23 protein-coding genes are annotated in these 24,485 nt (G+C 67.4%); 7 read left to right on the forward strand and 16 right to left on the reverse strand.

The genetic code is table 11. The features are described 5' to 3' along the window. Positions 1-24 precede the first annotated feature (24 nt). The 5 genes from EOD43_RS13770 to EOD43_RS13790 are packed head-to-tail and all read right to left on the reverse strand — an operon-like array spanning position 25 to position 4,450. Positions 25-1,230 (reverse strand): class I SAM-dependent RNA methyltransferase, encoded by a 1,206-nt coding sequence (locus EOD43_RS13770; RefSeq protein ID WP_164857229.1) that lies wholly within the window; start codon positions 1,228-1,230, stop codon positions 25-27. Next, positions 1,223-2,620: an NAD(P)H-hydrate dehydratase gene (locus EOD43_RS13775; RefSeq protein ID WP_240653192.1), complete on the reverse strand. Its 1,398-nt coding sequence runs from the start codon at positions 2,618-2,620 to the stop codon at positions 1,223-1,225. Before EOD43_RS13775 ends, EOD43_RS13770 begins: the two co-directional genes overlap by 8 nt. Then, positions 2,590-2,952: a hypothetical protein gene (locus EOD43_RS13780; RefSeq protein ID WP_240653193.1), complete on the reverse strand. Its 363-nt coding sequence runs from the start codon at positions 2,950-2,952 to the stop codon at positions 2,590-2,592. The genes EOD43_RS13775 and EOD43_RS13780 overlap by 31 nt, the downstream gene beginning before the upstream one ends. A 50-nt stretch (positions 2,953-3,002) precedes the next feature. Continuing rightward, positions 3,003-3,716: an N-formylglutamate amidohydrolase gene (locus EOD43_RS13785; protein ID WP_127744407.1), complete on the reverse strand. Its 714-nt coding sequence runs from the start codon at positions 3,714-3,716 to the stop codon at positions 3,003-3,005. Next, positions 3,713-4,450, reverse strand: coding sequence for an enoyl-CoA hydratase/isomerase family protein (locus tag EOD43_RS13790; RefSeq protein ID WP_127744408.1), 738 nt, complete (start codon positions 4,448-4,450; stop codon positions 3,713-3,715). The genes EOD43_RS13785 and EOD43_RS13790 overlap by 4 nt, the downstream gene beginning before the upstream one ends. 115 nt (positions 4,451-4,565) lie before the next feature. Here EOD43_RS13790 and EOD43_RS13795 point away from each other — a divergent pair, with 115 nt between their 5' ends. Further along, entirely contained in the window at positions 4,566-6,347 is a 1,782-nt protein-coding gene (locus EOD43_RS13795) for a DUF885 domain-containing protein (RefSeq protein WP_240653194.1), read from the forward strand. Between the two features lie 82 nt (positions 6,348-6,429). Next, positions 6,430-6,807, forward strand: coding sequence for a hypothetical protein (locus EOD43_RS13800; RefSeq protein ID WP_127744410.1), 378 nt, complete (start codon positions 6,430-6,432; stop codon positions 6,805-6,807). A gap of 3 nt (positions 6,808-6,810) precedes the next feature. Here the strand turns inward: EOD43_RS13800 and EOD43_RS13805 are convergent, their stop codons facing one another. Then, the gene (locus tag EOD43_RS13805) at positions 6,811-8,538 is read right to left on the reverse strand and encodes a cytochrome c biogenesis protein DipZ (RefSeq protein ID WP_127744411.1); all 1,728 of its coding nucleotides are present in this window, start codon (positions 8,536-8,538) and stop codon (positions 6,811-6,813) included. Between the two features lie 111 nt (positions 8,539-8,649). On the opposite strand from EOD43_RS13805, the gene EOD43_RS13810 reads away from it, so the two are divergent. After that, the gene (locus EOD43_RS13810; RefSeq protein ID WP_127744412.1) at positions 8,650-9,687 is read left to right on the forward strand and encodes a M24 family metallopeptidase; all 1,038 of its coding nucleotides are present in this window, start codon (positions 8,650-8,652) and stop codon (positions 9,685-9,687) included. Between the two features lie 9 nt (positions 9,688-9,696). On the opposite strand, the gene EOD43_RS13815 is transcribed toward EOD43_RS13810, so the two are convergent. The 5 genes from EOD43_RS13815 to EOD43_RS13835 all read right to left on the reverse strand — a co-directional run bounded on the left by EOD43_RS13815 (position 9,697) and on the right by EOD43_RS13835 (position 16,407). Then, a complete protein-coding gene (locus EOD43_RS13815; protein ID WP_127744413.1) occupies positions 9,697-10,329 on the reverse strand; it encodes a thermonuclease family protein in 633 nt (210 codons plus the stop codon). A gap of 12 nt (positions 10,330-10,341) precedes the next feature. Further along, the gene (locus EOD43_RS13820) at positions 10,342-11,157 is read right to left on the reverse strand and encodes a 4-(cytidine 5'-diphospho)-2-C-methyl-D-erythritol kinase (protein ID WP_127744414.1); all 816 of its coding nucleotides are present in this window, start codon (positions 11,155-11,157) and stop codon (positions 10,342-10,344) included. After that, entirely contained in the window at positions 11,154-12,824 is a 1,671-nt protein-coding gene (locus EOD43_RS13825; protein WP_127744415.1) for a tetratricopeptide repeat protein, read from the reverse strand. Before EOD43_RS13825 ends, EOD43_RS13820 begins: the two co-directional genes overlap by 4 nt. 16 nt (positions 12,825-12,840) lie before the next feature. Beyond that, a complete protein-coding gene (locus EOD43_RS13830; RefSeq protein ID WP_420822444.1) occupies positions 12,841-14,991 on the reverse strand; it encodes a prolyl oligopeptidase family serine peptidase in 2,151 nt (716 codons plus the stop codon). A gap of 204 nt (positions 14,992-15,195) precedes the next feature. Further along, the gene (locus EOD43_RS13835) at positions 15,196-16,407 is read right to left on the reverse strand and encodes an FAD-dependent oxidoreductase (protein ID WP_127744416.1); all 1,212 of its coding nucleotides are present in this window, start codon (positions 16,405-16,407) and stop codon (positions 15,196-15,198) included. Between the two features lie 65 nt (positions 16,408-16,472). On the opposite strand from EOD43_RS13835, the gene EOD43_RS13840 reads away from it, so the two are divergent. Continuing rightward, entirely contained in the window at positions 16,473-18,284 is a 1,812-nt protein-coding gene (locus EOD43_RS13840) for a cation:proton antiporter domain-containing protein (protein WP_127744417.1), read from the forward strand. Positions 18,285-18,381: 97 nt separating this feature from the next. On the opposite strand, the gene EOD43_RS13845 is transcribed toward EOD43_RS13840, so the two are convergent. Together EOD43_RS13845 and alaS are read right to left on the reverse strand one after the other, a co-directional pair. After that, positions 18,382-18,819: a hypothetical protein gene (locus EOD43_RS13845; RefSeq protein WP_127744418.1), complete on the reverse strand. Its 438-nt coding sequence runs from the start codon at positions 18,817-18,819 to the stop codon at positions 18,382-18,384. After that, on the reverse strand, positions 18,816-21,473 hold the full coding sequence (alaS, locus tag EOD43_RS13850; protein WP_127744419.1) for an alanine--tRNA ligase: 2,658 nt from the start codon (positions 21,471-21,473) through the stop codon (positions 18,816-18,818). The genes EOD43_RS13845 and alaS overlap by 4 nt, the downstream gene beginning before the upstream one ends. A gap of 29 nt (positions 21,474-21,502) precedes the next feature. Between alaS and EOD43_RS23900 the strand changes: the two genes are divergently transcribed. From EOD43_RS23900 to EOD43_RS13865, 3 genes are read left to right on the forward strand one after another with little or no spacing between them, the layout of a single operon-like run. Next, complete coding sequence (locus EOD43_RS23900; protein WP_206363526.1) at positions 21,503-21,841, forward strand: hypothetical protein; 339 nt, start codon at positions 21,503-21,505, stop codon at positions 21,839-21,841. Continuing rightward, entirely contained in the window at positions 21,841-22,146 is a 306-nt protein-coding gene (locus EOD43_RS13860; RefSeq protein ID WP_127744420.1) for a YciI-like protein, read from the forward strand. Before EOD43_RS23900 ends, EOD43_RS13860 begins: the two co-directional genes overlap by 1 nt. Continuing rightward, the gene (locus EOD43_RS13865) at positions 22,146-22,700 is read left to right on the forward strand and encodes a DNA-3-methyladenine glycosylase I (protein ID WP_127744421.1); all 555 of its coding nucleotides are present in this window, start codon (positions 22,146-22,148) and stop codon (positions 22,698-22,700) included. Before EOD43_RS13860 ends, EOD43_RS13865 begins: the two co-directional genes overlap by 1 nt. Here EOD43_RS13865 and EOD43_RS13870 read toward each other — a convergent pair. From EOD43_RS13870 to EOD43_RS13880, 3 genes are read right to left on the reverse strand one after another with little or no spacing between them, the layout of a single operon-like run. Next, entirely contained in the window at positions 22,697-23,242 is a 546-nt protein-coding gene (locus EOD43_RS13870) for a DUF4019 domain-containing protein (protein ID WP_127744422.1), read from the reverse strand. The genes EOD43_RS13865 and EOD43_RS13870 overlap by 4 nt on opposite strands. Continuing rightward, a complete protein-coding gene (locus EOD43_RS13875) occupies positions 23,229-23,867 on the reverse strand; it encodes a glutathione S-transferase family protein (protein ID WP_240653195.1) in 639 nt (212 codons plus the stop codon). Before EOD43_RS13875 ends, EOD43_RS13870 begins: the two co-directional genes overlap by 14 nt. Before the next feature lie 36 nt (positions 23,868-23,903). Next, positions 23,904-24,254: a VOC family protein gene (locus EOD43_RS13880; RefSeq protein WP_127744423.1), complete on the reverse strand. Its 351-nt coding sequence runs from the start codon at positions 24,252-24,254 to the stop codon at positions 23,904-23,906. Between the last annotated feature and the right edge of the window lie 231 nt (positions 24,255-24,485).

The following is a 24,485-nucleotide window of genomic DNA, read 5'->3' on the forward strand; positions in this document are numbered from 1 at the left end:
GTCATTTGTTCGACATTGGTCGAATTAGCGCGTGAACTCGGCCACCAGTTCGCAATGGGTCGACCAGCGGAACTGCCCCACCGGCAGCACCGACTTGAGCGTCCAGCCGCCCTGCACCAGCATCCGCGCATCGCGCGCGAAGGTGGAGGGGTTGCACGAGACGTAGGCGATGCGTTGCACCCGCGTGGAGGCGGCGAGCGCGGGCATCTGTTCTTTCGCGCCCGCGCGCGGCGGATCGAGGACGATCGCGTCGAAACGGTCGACCTCCTTGATGTCGAGCGGGCGGCGGAAAAGATCGCGATGTTCGACCATCATGATCCGCTGCGCCCTGTCGGCCGCGGCCTTGAGGCCCAACACCGCATCGCGCGCGCCTTCGACCGCGAGCACCTTTGCCCTGGCCGACAGCGGCAATGCGAAGGTGCCCAGCCCGGAAAACAGATCGGCGACCAGCGGCGCATCGCCGACGATTCGCTGCACCTCGGCCAGCAACGCGGCCTCGCCTTCGGGCGTCGCCTGCAGGAAGCCCGCGGCCGGAAAGCCGACCGCCACGCCGCCCAGCGTCACCGTGGCACCTTCCGGCTCCCAACGCGGTTCGGGGCCATAGCCGTCGTCGATGGCAAGCCGCGCGAGCGCATGATCGCGCGCGAAATCGTTGAGCGCCTCGACCGCCGCAAAGCCTTCGACCTCGACCTTTTCAAGCAGCAGGTCGACGCCCTGATCGACGATCGTCATGCGGATGCCCGCCGCGCGCCGATCCTTGATCATGGGGCCGAGCAACTTGCGCAGTGGCTCCACCAGCGCGAACAGGCGCGGATCGAGGATCGAGCACATGCGCATGTCGACAATGCGGTGGCTCTCGCCCTCGTTGAACCCGATCAGCACCCGCTTCCCCTGCTTCTCCGCACGCAGCGATGCGCGGCGGCGCGTTGCGGGCGGGGAGAGCAAGGCGGGAAGGACTTCGGGCATCTCCAGCTTCTGCTGGGTTAGCGCGCCCGTGATCCGCTGCGCCAGAAACTCGGCATAGCTTTCGTCGTCGACATGCTGGAGCTGGCATCCGCCGCAGGTCGGGAAATGGCGGCAAGGCGCCTCGACATGATGCGGGCCGGGCACGAGCGTGCCGTCGATCAGCAGCATGTCGCCGGGTGCCGACAGCGGCGAATGCCGCCCGTCCGCCGTAATCCCCTCGCCGCGCGCGGCGATGCGGACGATCGGTTCGCCGGCCTCAACCACAGGCCACCAGCGCGGTCGTGAGCGCGGGGATCAGATCGTCGGCGATCAGGCCCGGCCCCACGATCCGCGCCGCCTCCGCCTGCAGCCACACGCCCGCCTGCGCCGCATCGAACGGCTCCATTCCACGCGCGAGGCATGCGCCGATCGCACCCGCCAGCACGTCGCCCGTCCCGGCGCTCGCCAGCCAGCCCGGCGCGGGCGGCGCGATCGCAGCACGACCATCGGGGGCCGCGACCACCGTGTCGGCGCCCTTGAGGACGACGACAGCCTGCGTCTTCGCAGCGGCCGCCCGCGCGCGACCGATGCGCGTGCCGGGCAGATCGCCGAACAGCCGCGCGAACTCGCCCTCATGCGGGGTCAGGATCGGCATGCCCGCAAGCGGCAGGCGACGCTCCGCCAGCAGCACCAGCGCATCGGCATCGATCACCAGCCGCCGCCCGCTCGCCAGCGCCACATCGAGCAGCAGCGCGCCCGCATTGGTCCGTCCGAGACCCGGCCCGACCACAACGGCGCCAACCCGATCGTCGGCCAGCAATGTCGCCAGCGGATCGCTCCACCGTACCATCGCTGCCGGGCCGCCCTGGCCCTCGCCCGCCAGCACGACATAGCCCGCGCCCGCACGCTGCGCCGCCATCGCCGACAGCATCGCCGCGCCGGGCATCGCGCCTTCGGCCACGACGACCATACCGCGCGTATATTTGTGATCGGTCGCTCCCGGCGCGGGCAGGCGCGGGCGCGCAATCTCGACCAGCGCCGACGCCGCGTTCAGCCCGATATCGGCCACCACGATCCGGCCCATCGTCGCCACCGCCGGCTGCAGCCGATGCGCGGGCTTCAGATTGCCCAGCGCCACCGTCATCTCATAGTCGATCGTCGCGCCCAGCAGCGCGCCGTCATCGGTGCCGATCCCGCTCGGCAGGTCGACCGCGATACGCTGCCGCGCCGCCTCGGCCAGCCGCTCCAGCGGGCCGGTGATCGCGATATCCAGCGGACGTGCCAGCCCGGTCCCGAAAAGGGCATCGACCAGGATCGGCGCGCCCTTGGCATCGGCCAGATCCTCGACCGGCCCGGTCCAGCGCGCGCGCATCGCCTGCGCGGCATCGGTGCGCGGATCGCCGCTCGCCGCGACGCGCACCTTGACGCCTTTGTCCGCCAGTGCACGGGCAATCACATAGCCGTCGCCGCCGTTATTGCCGGGGCCGCACAGCACCAAGGTCGGCGCCGCGCCCGCACAGCGCCACACCGCCTCGGCCACCGCCTGCCCGGCGCGCTCCATCAATTCCTCGACGGTGATGCCGGTCGCGAATACTTCATCCTCCGCCGCGCGCGTCTCGGCGGCGGTCAGGATCGGGCGGCCACTCACTTCGTCACCCGCGCGGGCAATTGCCATGTCGTCCCATCACTTGTCGTCACATCGATCGCCTCGCCGCCAACCGGCTTCACCGTCACCGGGATCGCCCCGTCCGCCGCGATCACGCCGCGCCCGTCTTTAACGATCAACAGCCGCTGAAAGCCGCCATCGGGCCTCCGCACGGTCAGCACGGTGCCGTCGGGCGTCGCCATGCGATCGACCTGGCACAGCCGCTCGAACGTCGCCTTGCCGGGCAGCCGGCAATCGAGCGGACTCGCATCGCTCACCTGCCCGTCCTTGCCCCCCGAACAGGCGGCAAGCAGCATCACGCCCGTCAGGGCGAGTGCGCCGGATCGAAGGTTATGGCCCATGCTCATTGCGGGTCGCGCTCTAGGCGCGGGGTCAAGGCAGGGCAACCCCGTTACAGGGCGGCGGCCACCGCCCCGATCACCGGTGCCAGCCGCTGTGCCCAAAGCGCCACGCCCGCATCGTCGCCGATCAGATCCTGCCGCACCTCAAGGCCCAAATAGGGAATGCCGTTGCCCTCGGCATGCGCGTTCATCGTCGCGTTCAGCACCTTGCCCGAATAGGGCTCGTTATCGCCCGTCACGATCCCCGCAGCCCGCAACGCCGCAATGCCGGGCAGCGCCGCGCGATCGTCCTGGTTGTAGAGCACGCCCACCTGCCACGGCCTTTGCTCCTCGGGCCGGGTCGCGAGGCGCGGGGTGAAGCTGTGGAGCGAGACGATCAGCTTCGGCCGATGCGCCGCGATGCGATCGGCGATGAAGGCATGGTAAGGTCGCCAGAAACGCTCGATCCGCGCATGTCGCCCCTCGGCGGTGAGCAGCGTGTTGCCCGAAATCGCAAAGCCGTCGCTCTCGTGCGGGATCAGCCCGGCGGCACCCTCCTCGCGGTTGAGATCGATCACGAGGCGCGAGACGGGACCGAAAATCCCTGCCATCCCCAGCGCCGCGCACAGCAGCCGCCCGGTCGCCTCGACCCCGATGTCGATCGCCATATGCTGGTTCAGCAGCGCCGGATCCACGTCCAGATCGATATCGGCGGGCACATGGTTCGACGCGTGATCGGCGATCAGCAGGATCGGCGCATCGCCATCGACGAAGCCCGGCGTCATACGCCGAACTCCGGCGCGCGGCGCGTCTGGAAGGCGGCGACACCCTCCGCGAAATCGGCGCTGCCGAACGATCCTTCGAATGCCGCAGCCGCCCCCCGATCGCCCGCCAGTGATCGCTTGAGGATCGTGATGCTCGACGGCGCATTGGCCGCAATCACTGCCGCCAGCGCCGCTACCCGCGCGGCCGGATTGTCGTCGCGCTCCTCGATCAGCCCGATCGCGAGCGCCTCCGCGGCATCGACCGTCGCCGCCGAAAAGAGCAACCGCGCCGCCTGCCCCGGCCCGACCAGCGCCTTCAACCGCGCCACGTCGGTCGGCGGATAGCCGATGCCGAGCTTTGCGGGCGTGATCGCGAAACGCGCTGCCGGCCCGGCAATCCGCATGTCGCACGCCATCGCGACCGCCACCGCCGCGCCGAAGCATCCGCCCTCGATCAATGCGATCGTCGCAATCGGCAGCGCAGCCAGCGCCTCGATCGCCTCCCCCATCTCCTGCCGGAAGCGCCCGCGCCCCTCGATATCTTCGGCCAGCGGGGCGAGATCGCCAATGTCGGCCCCGGCCGAAAACACGCCTTCCATCCCCGATTGGAGGATGAGCACGCGCGCGTCGCTTTCGCCGACGTGCGCCAACAAAGCGGTCAGATCGCGCCAGGCGTCGATGGGGATGGCGTTGCGCGCGGCGCCGCGATCGATGCCGATCCGCGCGACGCGGTCTTTCAGGTCGAGATGAAACATGGGCGCCTGTTGCCCCTTCAATCCGAAAATGTCACCACTGCACCGCCAGTCCATGTCATTTCGCTCGTCATCCCATCTTTCGCGGCGTGAGGCCGTCGCCCTGCTCGGCTCCACGATGATCGCGGCGCCGGCGATGGCGGCTCCGCGCGCCATCTGCCCGATCGTCGATCCGCTCGATCGGATCGCGGGCAATCTGCTCGATCAGACGCCGGAAATGGGCTGCTATGGCGGCGTGCCCGGCGCGATGAACGGCGGCCCGCTCGCGCGCCGGATGGACGATTATTCCCCGCAAGGTGAGGAGGCTTGGCGCGCCGCGCTGGGCGAGGCAGGTATCGCGATCGAAGGCGTGCAGTGCAGTGGCGATCCGCTCGGCACGCTGCGCCTGAAGATCAGCGCCGAACTGATCGCCAACGCCACGCGCAGCGCCGCGATCGGCTATGGCCGGCCCAACCCCTTCTGGTTTTCGGGGCACGAGCCTTATGTAATCAACCAGATTTCCGGCCCGCTGGTGAACACGCCCAACATCATGATGGCGCAGCAACCGGTTTCGACCCTGCAGGAGGTCGACGCCTGGATCGAAAAGCTCGATGGTTTCGCGACGGGCTATGCCGGGGTGATCGAAAAGAGTAGGGCGGATGAAGCCCTGGGTTGCCACCCGCCGCGCGCGATCCTCGAAAAGACGCTACCGGTCATCGATGCCTTCCTGGCCCCCAAAGCGGCCGATCATCCGATGATCGTCGCGCTGCGCACCCGCATGGCCACCGCTGGCATCGATCCGCACAGCCGCGCGCTGACCGAGCAACGCGCCGCCACCGCGCTCGACAAGCGCGCCCGCCCGATCTTCAAGAAGCTGCGCGACCGCGTTTCAAACATGCTGGAGACCGCGCGCGACGAAGCGGGCTTGTGGGCGCAACCCGATGGCGCCGCGCTCTATGCCGCCAACATCGCCTCGGTCGGCGACAGCAACATGTCGGCCGACGAGATCCACAAGATCGGCCTCGATCAGGTGAAGATGCTCCAGGCGCAGCTCGACATGCGCCTGCGCCAGATCGGTTACAGCAAGGGCAGCATCCTTCAACGGATCGACGCGCTCGCCGCCGATCCGAAACAGCAGTTCGCCGATACGCCCGTGGGCCGCGAGGCGCTGCTCACCTATGTGCGCGGTCTCGTCTCCGCGATGGAGGCGCGCCAGCGGCAATTCCTGCCGCCCGCGATGATCCCGACGATGCGGATGGAGGTGCGCGCCGTGCCCGCCGCCACGCAGGAATCGGCCCCCGGCGGCTATTATGACGGCCCCTCGCTCGATGGGTCGCGCCCCGGCATCTACTGGATCAACCTGCGCGATATGGCGACTTTGTCGCGCTTCAAGCTGCCGACGCTCAGCTATCATGAGGGCGTGCCCGGCCATCACACGCAGGGTGCAGTCTCGCTCTCGCTGCCGCAGGCGCCGCTGCTGCTCCGTATCGCCAGCTTCAACGCCTATCAGGAAGGCTGGGCGCTTTATGCCGAACGGCTCGCCGCCGATCTGGGCGTCTATCGCACCGATCCGGCGGGCGATGTCGGCCGCCTCGCCGACGATCTGTTCCGCTGCGTCCGCCTCGTCGTCGACACCGGCCTGCATCACCTGCGCTGGAGCCGCGAAGAGGCGATCGCCTATATGGAGGCCAACAGCCCGACCCCGCACAGCGAGGCGGTGGCCGAGATCGAACGTTATATGGCGTGGCCGGGTCAGGCGCTGGGTTACAAGCTCGGCCAGCTTCGCCTGCTGTCGATGCGCGATCGTTTCAAGGCGCGCGCCGGCCGCCGCTATTCGCTCGCATCCTTCCACGCCAAGGTGCTGGGCACGGGCGCGATGCCGCTCGACATCCTCGAAGGGCTGATTCTGCCGGCTGCGTAATGTCCCTGATGGTCGGTTCGCTCCGATATCGGCATCAATTCCCCGACATGCGCGAACAGGCCATGTCGGCAGGAGATTGGAAGTGGCGACCGAGCATTTCAGGTTCGAGATCGATCACAGCCGCCGTTTCCTGAAGATCATCCTCGACGGCATCTGGACCCGCGAAACGGTCGACCTCTATCGCGAAGCGGTCCGCAAGACGGTGCGGGATATGGCAATGCGGGGCGTGCCGCTCACCGAGGTCGCCGTCCTGATCGATACGCGCGCCCTGCCCGTGCAGAGCCGCGACGTTGCCGATTATTATGCCGAAAGCCCGCTCTATCCGGCCGCCGATCCGCGCCGGATCGCGACGCTCGTCGTCAGCCGGCTCGTCGGCATTCAGGTACGGCGCGTCGGGACCGGCGTGCGCGAGATTTTCGAGAATGAGCAGGAGGCGATCGACTGGCTTTTCGCCCCCTGACGCCTATCCGAAGGTGAAGGCGAACGCCTGTACGCCCGGATCGAGGAATTCGATTTCGAACGTCCGTTCGCGCGGCGCGCCCTTCTGCCGCACCAGCTGGTAAAGGCGCTGTCCGGTCACGGTGCCGCGCCCTTCGGCGTCGGTGTCGACACCATGATCCGCGCCCGGCGCCTTGCCGTCGATCGTCACGCGATAGCGCACCGGCTTCGCGCCCGCGCCCAGCACCAGATGCACGTCGCGCGCCTGGAAACGGAACAGGATGCGCCCGCCCGCCGCATTGCCGGTAAGGTTCTCGGCCCCGACAGTCCAGCGGCCGGCAAGACCCCATTGGTTGAGCATGGTCAGCGTGGGCGCGGCATAATCCTGCGCCGCATCGCGCACCGCCTTGCCATTCGCCATGATCCGCCCACGGCCATAGCCTAGATAGGTTTCGGGCGATTTCACGTCGCGCAGCTGCGTCTTCGCGCCCACGCCGGTCGCATCGACCTTCACCGTGCCCATATCGCCCAGCGCATCGCCATTTTCGGCGAGCAGCCGTTGGATCACCTTCTCCGACTGGGCATAATGGCCCTCGCCATAATGATGGTATCGGATGCGCCCCTGCCCATCGATGAAGTAGTGGGCGGGCCAATAATGGTTGTCGAATGCGCGCCAGATCGTGCGGTCATTATCCAGCGCGACCGGATAGGTGATGCCCAGATCCTTGACCGCGCGACGCACATTGTCCGGATCCTTTTCGAACGCGAACTCGGGCGCATGGATGCCCATCACCACCAGCCCGCGCGGCCCGTATTTCTCGGCCCAGGCGCGGACATAAGGCAGGCTGCGCAGGCAGTTGATGCAGCTATAGGTCCAGAAATCGACCAGCACGACCTTGCCCTTGAGCTGTTCGCGGGTCAGCGGCTTTGAGTTCAGCCACAGGGTCGCGCCGTCCAGCGGGGGCATCGCGCCCTCGACCGCCAACGGCTCCTTCTTCGTCATGCCCGCCGATGTGCGCGCATCATCGGGGTGGAAGCGATCGAGCAAAGACTGTTCGATCCCGCCCGTGCTGCCCAGCGACAGCCGCGTGAGCAGACCGGTATCGAGCCCCATTGCGATCGCGACGACGCCCGCCAGCACCAGCGCACCCAGCACGCGCCGAATCCATTCGCTGACGCCCAGCCCGCGCTTCATCGCCGCGAATACCTTCCCGCCGACGAGCAGCGCCAGCGCCAGCGACGTCGCCGCACCCAGCGCATAAGCGAGCAGCAGCAGGGTCGTCGACGCGCTCGCCCCCTGCAGCGCCGCGCCGGTCAGGACGAGGCCCAGCACCGGTCCCGCGCACGGCGCCCAGAGCAATCCGGTCGCGACGCCCAGCAGCAGCGAGGCGAAGAAGGTCGACGCATTGCTCTGCCCGCCCGTCGCCGATGCCGACAGCCGCGATCCCAGCGCCACCAGCGGTCGCGTCACCCGATCGGCAATCGCCGGGAACAGCAACAGCAGCCCGAACGCCGCCAGCACCACCAGCGCCACCGCGCGGCCATAGCTGTTCGCCTGCACCGCCCATCCGCCGCCGACCGCCGCGAGCGTCGCAACACCCGCGAACGTCACCGCCATGCCCAGCAGCAGCGGCAGTCCGCTCTTCACGAAGGGCTGATCGGCCCGCGCGAACACGAAGGGGAGGACGGGCAGGATGCACGGACTGACGATCGTCAGCGCGCCACCCAGATAGGAGAGGAGAAACAGGATCATGGTTCTTCAAATACGCAGCGAAACGAGGATCCGTTACCCTCGCGCTCAAAAAATCCTGCACAGGGCGCGACGGGATCAGCTATCCGCCTCGCATCGCCCTGGAGATTGCCCGTGCCCGAACCCGAAACCATCCACCTCTTCTCCTACGGCACGCTGCGTCTGCCCGAGGTCCAGATGGCGGTGTTCGGGCGGCTGATCGAGGGCGTGGACGACGCGCTGCCCGGATGGCGCACCGAGATGGTCGAGATCACCGATCCCGACGTTCTCGCCAAGAGCGGCGAGCGTTTCCACCCGATCACCATTCCCAGCACCGACCCGGCCGACGCGGTCGCAGGCAGCGTCTTTCGCGTTACCGAAGCCGATCTCTGGGCCGCCGATGCCTATGAAGTGTCAGACTATGTCCGCACCTGCGTCCGCCTGCGCTCGGGCCTTGCCGCATGGACCTATGTGAAGGCTGACGAAGCCCCCGCCGATCCGCCGCTCAGTGCGCTGATCGCCGCCGAACAGAACGGCCTCGCCCTGCTCGATGCAATCGAGGCGGCGGGCTTCATCGCCCCCGGCCGCGCCGAAAGCGCGATCGAGGCGGACATCCGCGCGCTGGCCGCCCGCGACTTCGGCGTATCGGTCCATTGGCACGACCGCGTCGTGCGCACCGGCATCAACACGCTCTGCATCGCCGGCCAGCCCGCGCCCGACCGCATCATCGAAGAGGACGACATCGTCTTCCTCGATCTCGGCCCCGTCTTCGGCGATTGGGAGGCCGATGTCGGCCGCTCCTATGCGGTGGGCAACAGTCCCGAGAAGCGCCGCCTCGTCGCCGATCTCGAAACCGTGTTCGATGTCGCCCGCGCCCGCTTCCTCGCCACCCCCGACATCACCGGCGCGGACCTGTTCGCCATCGCCGTCGCCGAAAGCGAGGCGCGCGGCTGGCGCTTCGGCGGGCAGATCGCCGGGCACACGGTCGGCCCCTTCCCCTACGCCCGCTCCCCCGCCGGCAAGACCGGCGGCCGCGTCAATCCCGCCAATACGCAGCGGATGCGCGACCCTGACCAGCATGGCCGCCCGCGCCACTGGATATTGGAGATCCACCTCGTCTCGCCCGACGGCCAGTGGGGCGGATTCTACGAGCGGCTGCTGCTGGAGGACTGATCCAACGCCTTAGTGACCGGCCTCGACCCCGCGCCATTCCCACGGCGGCTTGAAGCTGCTCGCCCACAGGCCGACATGCGCTTCCTGCGCATCGTCCTCGATCTCGCCGAAATGACCCTCGACATCCATCGCGGCCCCGCGCTTGACCATAAAGAGGTTGAGCGAGCCGAGGCTCGTCTGACACGCCTCATCCTGCGCGCAGCGCGCGGTGCGGACGAAGCATAGGACGGTCGGGTGCTCGGCATTCTGCTCCGGCCCTTCGCCCCGGCACGCAACAGTCCGCCCCCCGATCAGCTTGTCGAGTTCCGTCCTGGCGAAATCACCGCAGCGCCACGGCTTTCCGGCGCGTTCGCAGGTCTGATCCAGTTCCGGCGCATCGATCGCCCACAGGTGAACCTCATGCCCGTCGAAGGCGAGCGTATCGCCATCCACCGCCTGCGCATCGCCGAACCATTCCTGCGTCGGCCCCGGATCCTCCCCAGACGGCACAAGCTGCGGGGCCGCGTTGTTCTTTTCCAGTGCGGCGAGGCGGATGGCATCGGCCTGCTTGATCGGATGCACCCACGGTTTCGCGGTTTCATAAGCGTAGATACCGAAGCTCAGCACGGCCACGCCCAGCAACAGAAGATACCAGCGCCTCATCCCGCCTCCACTCTAACGCAACGCACTCGCCAGCCGCCACCAGTCGGGCCGCGCCTCGCCGATCACGGCGGCTGCCGCATCGCGCGCCGCTTCACTCTCGAACAGCGCAAAACAGGTCGCGCCCGATCCCGACATCCGCGCCAGCGTCACCCCATCCTGCGCGCGAAGCAGCGCCAGAACCTCGCCGATCACCGGGCACAGGCTCAGCGCCGGCGCCTCCAGATCGTTGCGCCCCGCTAGCGCCACCGCAAGCGGATCGCCATCGCCCAGCGCGCCACGATCCACGCCGTCCCACGCACGGAACACCGGCCCGGTCGATAGCGGCACACGCGGATTGACGAGGAGCAGCGGCATCCCGCTCAGCCCCTCCGCCGGGATCGCGCGCAGTTCGTCGCCGCGCCCATCGCCACGCACCGCAACCGAAGCGACGCACGCGGGCACGTCCGCCCCCAGCCCCGCCGCGATCGCCAGCAATTCGGCCGCGTCGCGCCCCTCGCCCAACAGGCGCAGCACCGCTGCTGCGTCGGCCGATCCACCGCCGATGCCCGCCGCGATCGGCAGCGTCTTGGTCAGCCGGATCGCTGCCGGCCGCCCCAGCGCCTTCGCCGCGCGCATCACCAGATTGTCGTCGCCCGCCTCGCCGGCCAGCGCATCGCCAAACGGTCCGTCGATCGTCAGCCCCGGCGGCGCATCGGGATCGATCGCAATCGCATCGCCATCGCGCGCGAAGGCGAACAATGTCTCAAGCTCGTGATAGCCGTCATCGCGCCGCCGCCGGACGTGGAGCGCGAGATTGATCTTGGCGTAACCCGTTCCGGTGAGCGTCACGGGCGGGCGGATGTCGTCTTAGTCGGCGCCGGGCTGTCCATGCCATCGGCAAGCTTGCGATTGATCCGCGCGACATCGCCCGGCTCGGCATGGATCAATGCGGCACGCCACGCATAGCGCGCCTCGATCCGCCGCCCGACCGCCCAATAGGCGTCGCCCAGATGATCGTGCATCACCGGCTCGGACGGATCGGCCACGATCGCGCGTTCGAGCGCGGCGATGGCGCCCGCATAATTGCCACGCTTGTAGTAGAGCCAGCCCAGAGAGTCGCTGATCGCCGCATCGCTGGGGTCCAGCGCCGATGCGCGCTCGATATAGACCTGCGCCATCGCCAGATCCTCGCCATGCTCCAGCATGCCGTAGCCCAGATAGTTGAGCACGATCGCCTGCGCCGGATCGATCGCATTCGCCTCCGCCAGCGCAGCCTTCGCCGCCGGCCACTGCCCGGCCTCGTCCAGCGTGCTCGCCATCAGGAACAGATAGACCCAATTGGGCGTGCCCGCCGCCTTGTTCATCGCCACCGCGCGGCCATAAGCGGCGGCGGCATCCTGCGGGCGATTGAGATCGGACAATATCTGGCCGAGATCGGCGAAGTTGCTGGGCGTCGCCGTCGGCTGCGCGGCGACGCGCTGGAGTTCGGCCAGCACCGCCTGCTTGTCGCCCTTGGCGGTCAGGATCGAGGTGCGTACCTGCCGCGCGGCATCGTAGAGCGGATCGTCGGGGCTGACCCCGTCGATCAGCTTCAATGCGCTGTCGCGATATTCGGCGCCTGACAGCAGGTCCGCCGCCGCAATCCGCGCGCCCGTATTGGCGGGCGCGACATAGGTGGCGAGCCGCGCGAGCTGGAGCGAGACGGGCGAACGCCCTCCGCTTTTCACGTCGACCGCGAGCTGGGTGAAGAGTTCGGCGAGGCCATCGGCGGGATCGTCGATCGCCCCCGGCAGCGTCTTGCCCGCCGCCAGCCGTGTGCGCGCCGCCTCCAGTTCGGGCGCGCGCCCGTCGAGCAGGCTCAGCGCCGTCGTCTTGTCGCCCTCCTTGGCGACGAACGCCGCAACGGCAAGGCGCAGGCGTAGCGAGCGTACGTCGCCCTGCGCGATCAGATCGCGCATCGATTTGATCGCCTCGTCGCGCTTGCCCGCGACCAGAGCGATCAGGATACGGTGATCGCGCGCATAGCTGTTGGCGAGTTGGCTCTGCCCCGGCGTGTCCATCGCGCGCAGCGGATGGGCATCGCCCGCCCCCACCGCGATCCAGCCGCGAATGACGGGCAGCAGGAAGGAGAACAGCATCTCCTTGTCGATCCGGTCGCACAAGGTGCGCGCCTTGCCCCAATCCTTCGCCGTCACGGCGTCGGACAGGAGCAGCAGCGTGCCGTCTGCGGGCAGCGCGCCGATCTTGTCCAGTTCACCCGCCGCCTTCGACGCCAGCTTGAAGTCGCCCGCCGTCAACGCCTGGCGATAGGCACGCAGCGCAAGCCCCTTGTCGCCCGGCGCTTCCGCCAGCAGCCGCCCGTAATTCTGCGCCGCCATTTCGGGCAGGCCCGACGCATCGGCCAATCGCGCCTGAACGTACAGGCGATGCTCGGCCGCGACGGGATCGATCGTCAGCGCGTGAACGGGCACCGCCGTCATGCACGCCGTCACGATCGCGATGGGGCCGAACTTCATCCCGTGATCCTTTTCGTCAGCGCTTCGCGGGGACCAGACCCGTCCAATAGCCCATGAAGGCCCACAAGTCCGCATATTCATCGATGATCTTGTCGGTGGGCTTGCCCGAACCGTGGCCTGCGCGCGTCTCGATCCGGATCAGGTGCGGCTTGTCGCCGATCGCGGACGATTGCAGCGCGGCGGCATATTTGAAGCTGTGCCCCGGCACGACGCGATCGTCGGTATCGGCGGTCGTCACCATGATCGCGGGATAATCAACGCCCGCCTTGATGTTGTGATAGGGCGAATAGGCGCGCAGTACGCGGAAATCGGCCTCGACGCCCGGATCGCCATAATCGTCGACCCAGTAACGCCCCGCCGTGAACCGGTTGAAGCGCAGCATGTCCATCACGCCCACCGCCGGATTGGCGGCGGCGAAAAGGTCCGGCCGCTGGTTCACGGTCGCGCCGATCAGCAGGCCGCCGTTGGAACGGCCCATCGCCGCCAGCTTGCCCTTCGCGCTGATCCCGCTGGAGATCAGGAAGTCGCCCGCCGCGATGAAATCGTCGAACACATTCTGCTTCTGCGCGAGGCGGCCGGCATCGTGCCACGCCGCGCCATATTCGCCGCCGCCGCGCAGGTTCGCGACCGCATAGACCCCGCCCATCTCCATCCAGTTGAGCACCGCCGGCGAGAATACCGGCGTCACCGAAATGTTGAACCCGCCATAGCCGTAGAGCAGCGCAGGCGCCCCCGGCGCGGTCGACTTCTTGCGCGCGACGAAGATCGGCACGCGCGTCCCGTCCTTCGAATCGAAGAACTTCTGATCGACCTCATAGTCCTTCGGATCGAAGGCGAGCTTGGGGGCAGCGAAGACGTCGGTCTTCCCGGTCGAGGTGTTGAGCCGGTAGATCGTCGTCGGCGTCGCGAAGTTGGAGAAGCTGTAGAAGGTCTCCGGATCGCCCGCACGCCCGCCGAAGCCCGCGCCGGTGCCGATATCGGGAAGCTCGATCGGCCCCACGCGGCGGCCGTCGAGTTCGTAGAGCGACGCCTCGGTCTTCGCATCGCCCAGATAGGCCAGGATCATCCGGCTGCCGACGATATGCGCGCCGACGAGGGTTTCGGTCTGCTGCGGCACGATCTCGAGCGGCACGGGCCGGCCCTTCGGCGCGACGTCGAGGACGACGACCTTCTGGCGCGGCGCCTTCAAATTGGTGCGGAAGTAGAACTTCGTCCCGATGCTGCCCGCGAGCGCCCAGTCATTCTTGAAGCCCGTCACCAGCTTGCGCGGCTTCATCTTCGGATCGGCGAGGTCGAACAACGTCACCTCATAACGCTCGTCCGTCCCTTCAGAGGAGGTGACGAGCAGGTAGCGGCCGTCGCTGGTGGTCTCGACACTGTGGTTGACGCCAGGGTTGTTGGGCGTTGCGTAGATCAGCTTGTCGGCCGACTGATCGGTGCCGACCGCGTGATAATAGACCTGGTGGTTCAGGTTGAGCTGCTGGAAATCCGCGCCCTTCTTCGGCGCGGGGAAGCGCGCGTAGAAGAAGCCCTTGCCGTCGCTGTCCCAGGCGAGGCCCGAAAACTTCACCCACCGGATTTCGTCGGGCAGCGGCTTGCCCGTCGCCACGTCGAGCAGGCGGACGATCCGCCAGTCGGTGCCGCCGTCCTGCACCGAATAAAGCAGCAGCCTGCCGTCGTTCGAAGGTTCCCACGCGTCGAGCGCGGTCGCGCCGTCCTTGGCCCAGCCATTGGGATCGATCAGCTCACGATCCTTGCCGTCCAGCCCGTCGCGAACCTTGAGCACCGCCTGATTCTGCAGGCCGCTATTGTACGCGAAGAAATATTCGTTCCCGCGCTTGCGCGGCACGCCATAGCGTTCGTAATTCCACAGCTGCCTCATCCGGCTGGCAATGTCGTCGCGCACCGGCAGCGTCTTCAGATAGGTCTGGGTCGCCTTGTTCTCGGCCTCCACCCAGCCTTCGACCGCCTTGTCGGTCCGCACATCGTTTTCGAGCCAGCGATAGGGATCGGCGATCGCCTCCCCGAACTGATCCTCGACCACATCGCCCTTCGACGTGTGCGGATAGGTGACGGGATCGGTGGGAGTCGCGGCAGGGGCGTTCATCGTCATCATCAGGGCAGTCGCGGCAAGAAGGAAACGGGCGGTCGAACCGAGGCGTGGCATCCTCATCCTTTCTACAGGCTTATCGGAGCGGACCGTAGGACGGGTGATGCGCCACGGCAACACAGCTAACTCCCTTATCCTCCCCCGCCAGGGGGAGGTGTCAGCGCAGCTGACGGAGGGGGAGGGGAGGGAACGAAACGCTGGCTGGCCGCAGCCCTCCCCCTCCGTCGCCTTCGGCGCCACCTCCCCCTTGCGGGGGAGGATTTAGATGGATGGCGACCGCACATGTTCGCGCCGCACGCCCAGGCCCACGATCCGCGCGGGGATGCGTTGCAGGACGGGGAAACGATCGAGCATCCGGAGCGCGAAGGGCGGGTCCATCGCGGGATCCGCGCTTGCCAGCGTGGGGCCGAGGATGTTGGCGTGGACCGCCTTCTGCATCGCCTGAATCACGCGCACCGGGAACATACGTCGGGCCTGCACCTTCGCCAGCAACGCATCGACATCCGCCCCGCGCACCATCGGCCCGGCCAGAATGTTTGCGGCGGCCACCGCATCCTGGATCGCCAGATTGATCCCCACCCCGCCGACCGGGGACATCGCATGCGCCGCATCGCCGATTGCAAGCAGGCCGGGCCGGTGCCAGCGCGTCAGCCGATCGAGCGAGACCGACAGCAATTTCACGTCGTCCCATGACGCCAGTTCGCCCACCTGCCCCGCCACCGCGGGCACCGCGGTCGCCACCCGCTCGCGAAACGCCTCGATCCCCAGAGCGCGGATGCGATCGGCGCCGCCTTTGCCGAACACGAAGGCGCATTGCCAATAATCGCCGCGATCGATCATCGCGATCACGGTGCCCGGCGCGAACTGCCCGACCGTCTCATTCTCCGCGCGCCGTTCCTTCGACAGGCGGAACCAGAAGACGTCGATCGGCGCGCCCAGATCCTCGCGCGGCAGCCCGCCCGCCTCGCGCAGCACCGATCCGCGCCCGTCGGCCGCGATCACGAGCCGCGCGCGCAATTCGCGCCCGTCCTTCGTCCGCACACCCGATATGCGCCCGCCTTCCTCGATCAGCCCGACCGCCTCGGCCTGCATGTCCAGCGTGAAGGCCGGAAATCGCTTCGCCTGATCGGCGACGAAATCGAGGAACTCCCATTGCGGCATCATCGCCATGAAGCGGTGCCGCACGGGCAGGTGCGTGAGGTCCGCCACGCGATATTCGCGCCCGCCGATCCGCGCGCCGACGCCCGGCACCTTGTCGTGCGGCCGCGCGAGCAAGGCGTCCGCCAGCCCCAGCTCGTCGAACAGGGCGATCGTCGATGGATGCACCGTATCGCCCCGAAAATCGCGCAGGAAATCCGAATGCTTTTCGAGAACGCGCGTCCGCACGCCGGCGCGGGCGAACAGCAGCCCGACCATCATCCCCGCCGGGCCGCCGCCGACGATCAGAAGGTCGCTTTGCGCATCACCCGCCATCCCCCGATCCCTTTTTTGCCTCGCTTTGGCTGGCCTTTCGCGCACTTAGCCGCCAAAGTCGCCGCATGGCGCTTCCCATCAATTCTTCCGCCTTCAGCGACGCCCTCGTCATCCTTGGCGCCGCCGGCCTCGTCATTCCCGCCTTCGCCCGCGCCAAGATCAGCCCCGTCATCGGGTTCATCCTGGTCGGCGCGGCGATCGGCCCGACTGCGCTGGGCGCGCTCGTCGATGATTATCCGTGGCTCTACTATATCACGATCAGCAATCAGCACGCGATCGAGCCCTTCGCCGAATTCGGCATCATCCTGCTGCTATTCTCGATCGGGCTGGAACTGTCGTTCCGACGATTATGGACGATGCGAAAGCGCGTCTTCGGGCTGGGTTCGGCCGAATTGCTGCTATCGGCGGCGGCGATCGGCGGCGCGCTGTTCCTGAGCGGGCGGCAGAGCGAGTCCGGCGCGCTGGGCCTCGGCCTCGCGCTAGCACTCTCCTCCACCGCGCTCGTGCTGCCGCTGGTGGGGACGACCGGCGCGGTCGGGCGCAACGCCTTCGCCATGCTGCTGTTCGAAGATCTGGCACTCGTCCCGATCATCTTCGTGCTGGGTGCGCTCGCGCCTTATGGCGACACCGCCGGGTGGGATGGCCTCGCCCGCACATTGGGGCTGGGCGCGGCGATCATCGCGGTGATGATGATCGGCGGCCGTTTCTTCCTGCCGCGCCTTTTCGCGCAGGCCGCGCGCGCCAAGAATCCCGAACTGTTTCTGGCGGCCAGCCTGCTGGTCGTCATTCTCGCCAGCGTCGCGACTGCCGCAGCCGGCCTCTCGCCGATCGTCGGCGCGCTGCTCGCCGGCATCCTGATCGCCGAAACCGATTATCATGCCGAGGTCGAATTGGTGACGGCGCCGTTCAAGGGGCTGGCGCTCGGTGTCTTCCTGATCTCGGTCGGCATGTCGCTCGATTGGCCGACCATCTTCGATCAGTGGCCAAAGCTGCTGCTCGCGGTGTTTGGCGTGTGCGCGATCAAGGCGATCATCACCGGCCTGCTGCTGCGCTTCTCGGGTGCGGGCCGCGCGGTCGCGACCGAAACGGGGGTGCTGATGTCGGCACCGTCCGAAACCACCCTGATCGTGCTGGGCGTCGCCGCGCAGGCCGCGCTGATCGCGCCCGCGACCGCCGCCTTCTGGCAGGTCGTCACCGCGATCGGCCTGACGATCACGCCCATCCTCGCGCGCATCGGACACGATGTCGCCCGCCGTATCTCGGATGCGCAAGCCGACGAAGCGCCCGATGCCGCGCCCGATCATGGCCGCGCGATCATCGCCGGCTTCGGCCGCGTCGGCCGCCTCGTCGCGCAGATGCTCGATGCGCACAATCGGCCGTACATGGCGGTCGACGCGAATATCGACACCGTCACCGCCGCCCGAAAGCGCGGCTATCAGGCGATGTTCGGCGATATCGGGCGGCCGGGCATGATCGAGCATCTCAACCTTGGCCATGCCAGCGCGCTCATCCTGACGATGGACGATCCGGTGCAGACGGTGCGCCTCACCCGCCGCGCGCGCATGCTCCACCCCGATCTCACGATCGTCGCCCGCGCCCGCGATCCGAACCACGCCGCCGAACTCTACAAGGCCGGCGCGACCGACGCGGTCCCCGAAACGCTCGAAAGCTCGCTCCAGCTGTCCGAAGCCGTCCTCGTCGACCTTGGCGTCGCAATGGGGCCGGTGATCGCCTCGATCCACGAAAAGCGCGCCGAACTGCGCGCCAAGATCATGGAAATGAGCGAAACCAACCGCGAACCGCCCCTGCGCGGGCGGAGGCTACGCGATGCGGCGAGCGGCGCGGAAGACGAGCACCCCGAAGAGGCGGGGCTTTAACTCTCCCCGTCGCCCCCGCGAAGGCGGGGGCCTATCCAAAGCCTTCGCCAGCGGTGAAACTGGATGGATCCCCACCTTCGCGGGGAAGACGAGAAGGCTAACGACTGGCCTGCTCGGCCCGCGCCACACCCAGACCATAGACGCGCTTCACCATCTTCAGTCGATCCGCACTCTCACGATCGCGGTTGAATATCAGCAACAGCCGGCTACCGCGCATCTCACCGGTGACGTGGAAATGGAGCGACGGCGCCGACTTGCCATCCGGATTGTAGAGCGGCTGATCGAAATCGAAGCTGAAGCCGTCGCTAGCCCGCGCCACATCGACGATATAGGTCGAATTGCACCAGCCTTCGCACATCACGAACTCGGCCCAAGGCTCGGGATCGTCGAGGTGCAGTTCGATCTCATTGCCGACTAGGTCGTCGGCGTCGGGGATGTGCCTGACGCTGCTGTAGATGCCTGACCGCAGCGGCGCCGCGATCACGACGGAAGGAATGAGCATCGCGACCAGCGCCGCGATGCCCGCAATCCTCAAGCAGGCACCTTCGCGATCACCTCGCGCACCGCCGCGACGGCATCGTTCGCCTTGTCGCCGTCCGGCCCGCCGCCCTGCGCCATGTCGGGACGGCCCCCGCCGCCCTGACCACCCAGCGCGGCCACCGCCGCCTTGACGAGATCGACCGCGCTGATGCGACCCGTCAGGTCCGCCGTCACGCCCGCCGCGACGCTCGCGCGGCCTTCGTTGGTCGCGACGATCACCGACACGCCCGATCCAAGCTGCTGCTTCGCCTCGTCGACCAGCCCGCGCAGCCCCTTGGGATCGAGGCCGTCGACGACCTGCGCGAGGAACTTCACGCCTGCGATATCCTCCGGCCCGGCCGCATCGGCCTTGGCCGCACCACCGCCCAGCGCCAGCGCCTTCTTCGCCTCGGCCAGTTCGCGCTCGAGCTTGCGGCGTTCCTCGACCAGCGCCGCGATGCGCGCGGGCACGTCGTCGGGGGCGGTCTTGAGCGCGGCGGCGGCTTCCTTGAGCCGCTCGTCGCGATGCGTCAGCCACAGCCGCGCCGCTTCGCCCGTCAAAGCCTCGATCCGGCGCACGCCGCTCGATACCGCGCTTTCGGACACGATCTTGAACAAGGCGATGTCGCCCAGCGCGGAGACATGGGTGCCGCCGCACAGCTCGACCGAATAATTGTTCTCGTCGGCATGGCCCATCGAGAGCACACGCACCTCGTCGCCATATTTCTCGCCGAACAGCGCCATCGCGCCCGCCGCGATCGCGTCGTCGGGGGTCATCAGGCGGGTCATCACCTCTTCATTCTCGCGAATGTGCAGGTTCACCTCGGCCTCGACCGCGGCGATATCCTCCGCCGTCATCGGCTTGGGGTGCGAGAAGTCGAAGCGCAGGCGATCGGCCGAAACCATGCTGCCCTTCTGCGTCACATGCCCGCCCAGCCGCTTGCGCAGAGCCGCGTGGAGCAGGTGGGTCGCCGAATGGTTCGCGCGCGTCCGCGTCCGGCGATCCTTGTCGACCACCAGATGCAGCGGCACGCCGACCTTGAGCGTGCCCGCCTTCACCACGCCCTGCATCGCGTGGATGCGGCCCAGCGGCTTGGCGGTGTCGGCGATCTCGATGATCAGCCCGTCCTCGCCGGTGACGACGCCCGCATCGCCCATCTGGCCGCCGCTTTCGGCGTAAAAAGGCGTCTGGTTGGTGACGAGCGAGACTTCGTCGCCCGGCCCTGCGCTGTCCACCCGCGCGCCATCCTTGACGATCGCGATCAACTGGCCTTCGCCGACTTCGCTGACATAGCCGGTGAATTCGGTGCCGCCATGTTCTTCGGCAATGTCGAACCACACTTCGGACGACGCCTTTTCGCCCGAACCCTTCCACGCCGCGCGCGCCGCCGCCTTCTGCTCGGCCATCGCCGCGTCGAAGCCCGCGCGATCGACGCTGAGATTTTGCGCCCGCAGGGCATCCTCGGTCAGATCATAGGGGAAGCCATAAGTATCGTAGAGCTTGAACGCGGTCACACCCGGCAGGGTATCGCCCGCCTTCATCCCGCCGGTCGCCTCGTCGAGCAGCTTCAGGCCGTTGGCGAGCGTCTGGCGGAAGCGGACCTCCTCCAGCTTCAGCGTCTCTTCGATCAGCGGCTGCGCGCGGCCCAGTTCGGGATAGGCATTGCCCATCTCGGCCACCAGATAGGGCACCAGACGGTGCATCAGCGGCTCGGCCGCACCCAGCAGGTGGGCGTGGCGCATCGCGCGGCGCATGATCCGGCGCAGCACATAGCCGCGCCCCTCATTGGCCGGCAGCACGCCGTCCGCGACCAGGAAGCCTGCCGAGCGCAGATGATCGGCGATCACGCGGTGCGACGCCTGGTTGGCGCCGGTCGTCACCGTCTTGGTCAGCTCGCCCGACGCCGCGATCAGCGCCTTGAACGTGTCGGTATCGTAATTGTCGTGGACGCCCTGCAGGACGGCGGCGATCCGCTCCAGCCCCATGCCGGTGTCGATCGACTTCTTGGGCAGTTCGCCGACAATCTCATTGTCGACCTGTTCGAACTGCATGAACACGTTGTTCCAGATCTCGATGAAGCGATCGCCATCCTCGTCCGGGCTGCCGGGGGGGCCGCCGGGGATATGATCGCCATGATCGTAGAAGATCTCGGAACAAGGTCCGCACGGGCCGTTATCGCCCATCGCCCAGAAATTGTCCTTGGTCGGGATGCGGATGATCCGGCTTTCGGGCAGGCCCGCAATCTTCTTCCACAGATCAAACGCCTCGTCATCGGTATGATAGACGGTGGCGGTCAGCTTGTCGGGCGAAAGGCCCCAGACCTTGGTCAGCAGGGTCCAGGCGTGGGTGATCGCCTGTTCCTTGAAATAGTCACCGAACGAGAAATTGCCCAGCATCTCGAAGAAGGTGTGGTGCCGCGCCGTATAGCCGACATTGTCGAGATCATTGTGCTTGCCGCCCGCGCGGACGCACTTCTGGCTCGACGTCGCGGTCTTGTACGGGCGCGTTTCCAGGCCGGTGAACACGTTCTTGAACGGCACCATGCCGGCGTTCACGAACATGAGCGTGGGATCGTTGTGCGGCACCAGCGGCGCGGAAGGCACCACGGCGTGGCCGGCCCCGGCGAAATAATCGAGGAAGGAGCGGCGAATATCGTTGGTCGACGTCATGGCGTCGACTTAGGGTAGGACGCGTCGATTTGGAAGATGCGCAGAACATGGGTTCGGCGGAGGGCGATGCGATGATCAAGTTCGTGGTGGTCGCCGGGCTGATCCTGCTCGTGATCGCGCTGTATCGATCGACGCGGCGCGGGCGCTCCGGCGGGGGCGATGCGGGCGGCGGCGGCTATGCCAGCACCGACACATATTATCCGTCAAGCTGGAGCGACAGCGGCAGCGCATCGGACAATTTCTCCGGCGGTGGCGGCGATTTCGGCGGCGGCGGGGCAAGCGGCGACTGGAACGATTCTGCGGACAGCGGCAGCAGCGACAGCGGTGGCGATAGTGGCGGCGGCGATAGCGGAGGGAGCAGCGACTGATGGCCCATTTCATCCTGAGCTACGATCTGGCTCCCGATTATCTCGAACGACGCGGCACGTTTCGCGCGGAGCATCTGACGCTCGCATGGGAAGCCGCCGAACGCGGCGACCTGCTGCTGGGCGGCGCGCTCGGTGATCCGGTCGAGGCGGCGATGCTGCTGTTTACGGGCGACGGGCCGGAGGCGGCCGAGGCGTTCGCGCGGGCCGATCCCTATGTAATCAGCGGGATCGTACGATCGTGGCGCGTGCTGCCGTGGACCACCGTTGTCGGCGATGCGGCCGCGACACCGGTGCGCGGCCAGTAATGCCGCGCTGCAGCTGGGCCGAGGGCGACGCCGTGATGTCGGCCTATCACGACGCCGAATGGGGCGTGCCGGTGCGCGATCCGCGAATGCTGTGGGAAATGCTGATGCTGGAGGGGTTTCAGGCGGGCCTTTCGTGGCGGACGATCCTCTATCGCCGCGAGGGCTTTCGCCGCGCGTTCGACAATTTCGATCCCGCGATCGTCGCGACCTATGACGACGCGAAGGTCGAGGCGCTGATGCAGGACGAAGGCATCATCCGCGCCCGCGCCAAGATCCTCGCCACGATCGGCGCGGCGCGCATCTACGAGGAGATGGCCGCGGCGGGCGAGGATTTCTCCGCGTGGCTGTGGAGCTTCGTCGACGGCGAACCCCAGCAGGGCGACGGTGCCTCGTTCCCGGTCTCCTCCCCCGCCTCCGAAGCGATGTCCAAGGCACTCAAGAAGCGCGGCTTCAAGTTCGTCGGCCCGGTGATCGTCTATGCGTTCATGCAGGCGGTCGGGATGGTGAACGACCATGCCGCCGATTGCCCGCAGCGAAAGGCGAGCGCGGCTTAGTCCACCCTCGCCTCCTCCGCGCCCACGCAGCCAAATAGCTTGGGGAGTTCCTTGCGGCGTTCGGGGGGCATGGCTTTGGCGGCGGCGTGGTCGATGTAGTTTTGTTCTTCGCGGACGAGCTCGAAGCGGCCGGGGGCGGCTTCGTGCCACATGAGGTAGCCGCACATCAGATCGAGATTGGCGTAGCGCGCGGTGAAGTCGGTAGCGACGTAGAGGCCGGGCGCGGGGGCGTCGGGCGGGTCGCGATACCAGCTGATCCGGGTGAGGACGCGGCGATCGAGCTTGCCCGCCTCCGACGCGAAACGCGCCTGCGCGTCGGCGAAGAGTTGCGGGGTGAGATAGGCGGTCATGCTGGGGCCGATCAGCTTGTAGGCATGGGTCGGCTTGCCGTGATCCTGCGCGTCGAACCAGGTCTTCGTCGCGGTCATCAGCGCGGCGCGTTCGGCGGCGGTGCCGGGTTCGCCGACTTCGGGGACCGCCGAGGGCGGCGCAGCGGCGATCAGGGCGAGCGCGGCGAGGATGGCCAGCTTAGGCGTAGGCATAGGGACCACCCTGTTCGAGCGCGGCCTGATAGGCAGGCCGGGCGTGGATCTTGTCGAGCCATTCGACGATGTTCGGGCGGCGACCGTCGAGTTTCAGGCGACCGCGCGCGGCCTCCAGCGGGAAGCTCATCATGATGTCGGCGGCGCTGAAATCGGCGCCGGCGAACCAGGGGCGGGTGACGAGTTCGGATTCGACATAGTCGATGTGCGTCATGGCCATCTTCTCGACGAAGCCTTTGGCAGGCCAGCCGAACGGCCCCATCTTCTGAATGACGAGGCTGAGCAGCAGCGGCGGCATCAGCGAGCCTTCGGCATAATCGAGGAAGTAGCGCCAGCGCAGGCCGCCATCGGTGTCGGCGGGTGGACCCAATCGGCCACCGGCGAGCGCGACAAGATAGCCGATGATCGTCGCGGTTTCGGCGATGATGCGCCCGTCATGCTCGACGACCGGCGACTTGCCGAGCGGGTGGATCTTTCGAAGCTCGGGCGGGGCGAGCATCGTCTTTCTGTTCCGCTCGTAGCGCTTCACCTCATAGGGAAGGCCGAGTTCCTCGAGCAGCCACAAGACGCGCTGCGAGCGCGAATTTTCGAGGTGGTGGACCGTAATCGCCTTTGGGATCGTCACGAACACACCCTCCCGAACCGGAGGGCGATCGGACGATCAAGCCTCGGGTTCGTTGATATAGACCGCCAGTTCGTTGCCCGAAGGCTCGCGGAAATGGAAGCGGCGACCGCCGGGGAAGGCAAAGATCGGCAGCGTGATCTCACCGCCTGCGGCCTCGACCGAGGCGAGGACGGCTTCGAGATCGTCGGTCTCGATCGCCGGCAACGGCTTGGCGGTCGCCTCCAGCATGTCGCCCTGAAGCGCGAAATCGGTACTGGCGCCGATCGTCGCGGCATAGGTCGGCCCGAATGCAGTCAGCGACCAGCCGAAGGCGGTTTCGAAAAAGGTCTTGCTGCCCGCGACATCGGCGGCGGGGAGTTCGACATAGTTGAGACGGGCGAAAACCATCTTGTGCCTCGTGTAACGTCAAAGGCCACAATGGTTGTGGCTTTTGTGGCCTTTGGATTTCGGCCGGAATTTGGGGAAATGCGGCGGGGCAGCAAATCCACCAAACTCGATCCTCCCCCGCCAGGGGGAGGTGGCGCCGAAGGCGACGGAGGGGGAGGATGCGAAACCTCAAGTTGGCCGCCGCCCTCCCCCTCCGTCAGCTTACGCTGACACCTCCCCCTGGCGGGGGAG

Source organism: Sphingomonas crocodyli (assembly GCF_004005865.1).
Classification (GTDB): domain Bacteria; phylum Pseudomonadota; class Alphaproteobacteria; order Sphingomonadales; family Sphingomonadaceae; genus Rhizorhabdus; species Rhizorhabdus crocodyli.